The 2,765-nt window shown below is 65.1% G+C and carries 4 protein-coding genes; all 4 read left to right on the top strand.

The features are described 5' to 3' along the window. Window positions 1-325: dihydroxy-acid dehydratase (locus EOA28_RS31660; protein WP_189342300.1), on the top strand; the 325-nt coding region annotated here is incomplete at its 5' end. A gap of 8 nt (window positions 326-333) precedes the next feature. Continuing rightward, window positions 334-1,113, top strand: coding sequence for an SDR family oxidoreductase (locus EOA28_RS31655; protein WP_127251961.1), 780 nt, complete (start codon window positions 334-336; stop codon window positions 1,111-1,113). A 27-nt stretch (window positions 1,114-1,140) separates the two neighbouring features. After that, complete coding sequence (gene araD1, locus EOA28_RS31650; RefSeq protein ID WP_128315649.1) at window positions 1,141-2,139, top strand: AraD1 family protein; 999 nt, start codon at window positions 1,141-1,143, stop codon at window positions 2,137-2,139. 52 nt (window positions 2,140-2,191) lie between these two features. Continuing rightward, the coding region (locus EOA28_RS31645) for an extracellular solute-binding protein (RefSeq protein WP_128315648.1) at window positions 2,192-2,765 on the top strand (574 nt) is incomplete at its 3' end.

Raw genomic sequence — 2,765 nt, 5'->3', positions numbered from 1 at the left:
GGTCCGCATCTCCGATGCGCGCATGAGCGGCACCGCCTACGGCACCGTGGTCCTGCATGTTGCTCCCGAAGCTGCTGCGGGTGGCGCGCTTGCCCTGGTTCGCGACGGCGACCTCATCGATCTCGACGTGGCCGGCAGGCGTCTCGAGCTGCTGGTTTCCGAAGAGGAGCTTGCCGCCCGCCGCCGCGACTGGAAGCCGCCGGCGCCACCCGAGGGCGGCTACCAGAGCCTCTATGTCGAGCGCGTGCTCCAGGCCGATCGGGGCTGCGATTTCGATTTCCTTGTCGGGCGCCGCGATGCCGGCATCCCCCGCCATTCGCATTAGGTGCCGCAATGAGCGACGAGACCGGGAGCTATGCGATCTACCCCAGCCTGCGGGGCCGCAGCGTCTTCATAACCGGCGGCGGCAGCGGCATCGGCGAGAGCCTCGTGCGCCATTTCTGCGCGCAAGGCAGCCGCGTCGCCTTCGTCGACATGGCGGTGGAGCCGTCCCGACAACTGGTGGCGGCGGTCGCGGCGCAGGGCCATCCCGAACCGCTGTTCATTCCCTGCGACCTGCGCAATGTCGAGGCCCTGCAGGCGGCGGTCGAGCAGGCGAGGGACCGCAACGGCCCCATCCAGGCTCTCTGCAACAATGCCGGCAATGACGACCGCCACCAGACCGCCAATGTCAGCGTCGCCTATTGGGACGACCGCATGGCCGTCAACCTGCGCCACCAGTTCTTCGCTGCGCAGGCCGTGCGCCCGCAGATGAAGGCCCTTGGTGGCGGCTCGATCATCAATTTCGGCTCGATCACCTGGATGGTCGGCGATCCGGATTGTCCCGCCTATGTGACGGCGAAGGCGGCCGTCTACGGCATGACGCGGGCGCTTGCCCGCGAGCTCGGCCCCGAGCGCATCCGTGTCAACTGCATGGTGCCGGGCTGGGTGATGACAGAGCGCCAGATGCGTCTGTGGCTGACGCCGGCCGGCGAGCGCCAGATCGAGGAAAGGCAGTGCCTGCCCGACCGGCTGCAGCCTTCCGACATTGCGCGCATGGCGCTGTTTCTTGCCGCCGATGACAGCCGCATGTGCTCGAGCCAGCAATTCATCGTCGATGGCGGCTGGGTGTGACCCGGCGAGAAGGAAAAAGGTAGGTTCATGCGTCTCGTTCAGTTCAACTTGCCCGATGGCAGCCGTCACGTGGGGCGCGTCAGCGCCGACGGCGATCAGCTCCACATCCTTCTCGACACCAACACAGTTCTCGAGCTTGCCACTGCGGCTATTGCCGAGGGCAGGTCCATCGCGTCGGTCGTCGAGGAGCGGACCGGCGGCGAGAAAGTCGATTACGACCAGCTGCTGCGCGAAGGCCGGGTTCTCGTTCCGGTCGATCATCCGGAGCCGGCGCGTTTCCTCATCACTGGCACGGGCCTCACCCATACGGGAAGCGCTGCCGCGCGCGACAAGATGCATATGCTGACCCATGGCGAGGACGCCGCCGAATCCGATTCGCTGAAAATTTTTCGCATGGGACTGGAGGGTGGCAAACCCGCGCCGGGAGAGCTAGGCGTGCAGCCCGAATGGTTCTTCAAGGGCGTCGGCACCTGCGTCGTCCCGCCTGGTGCCGCGCTGCCGCTGCCGGCCTTCGCCAAGGCGGGTGCCGAGGAGGCCGAGATCGTCGGCCTCTATCTCAACGGACCGGACGGCCGCCCCTATCGCATCGGCTACGCGCTGGGAAACGAATATTCCGACCACGTGACCGAGGCCGAGAACTATCTCTATCTCGCGCACTCGAAACTCCGCTCCTGCTCGATTGGCCCGGAGCTGCTGATCGGCGAGTTGCCGGCGGAGGTGCGCCGCCATTCCCGCATCCGGCGGGACGGTGCCGTCATCTGGGAACAGGAATTCCTGTCCGGCGAGACCCACATGTCGCACTCGATCGCCAATCTCGAGCATTACCATTTCCGCTACCCGATGCACCGCCGGCCGGGCGATCTGCACGCCTATTTCTTCGGCGCGGCGGTGATGAGCTACGCCTCCGGCATCAAAACGGCGCCGGGCGACGAATACGAGATCCAGGCGCCGGAATTCGGCAAGCCGTTGCGCAACCGGATGCAGGCTGTGCCGGACGAAGGGCTGGTGGCCGTCACCCCGCTGTGACGGCAAGACCCGCGGACTGAGATCATCACAAACAACAAATGGGAGAATGATCATGCTACTGAAGAGACTGCTTCTGGGAATAGCGGGTGTCGGCCTCGGCATCGGCCTGATGGCGTCGTCGGCGCTCGCGGCGAACCTGCGCGTGCTGGCCTGGGATGGCTATGCAGACGCCGATTGGGTCAAGGACTTCACCGCCGAGACCGGCATCGGCGTCGATGTCGTCTTCATCGGCAGCGACGACGAGATCTGGGCCAAGATCAAGGGCAGCGAAGGTCAGGACTTCGATGTCTTCGCCGTCAACACCGCGCAGCTGCAGCGCTATATCAAGGCCGACCTCGTCACGCCGATCGACCTGTCGAAGCTTCCCAACCAGAAGGATACGCTGCCGCGCTTCCGCGACATCACCAAGGTCAGCGGCGACACCAAGGACGGCAAGGTCTACGGCATCCCGTTCTGCTTCGATTCCATCGGCCTGATCTACGACACCGACAAGGTGAAGCCGGCGCCGACATCGATGTCCGTGCTGTGGGATCCGGCTTACAAGGGCAAGGTGCTGGCCTATGACAATGGCGAGCACAATTTCTCCTTCACCGCGCTGACGCTGGGCTACAAGGACCCGTTCAACC

Source organism: Mesorhizobium sp. M2A.F.Ca.ET.067.02.1.1 (genome assembly GCF_004023285.1).
Classification (GTDB): Bacteria; Pseudomonadota; Alphaproteobacteria; order Rhizobiales; family Rhizobiaceae; genus Mesorhizobium.
The sequence above is the reverse complement of the archived record's forward strand: the minus strand, read 5'-3'. Positions and strand labels throughout refer to the sequence as shown.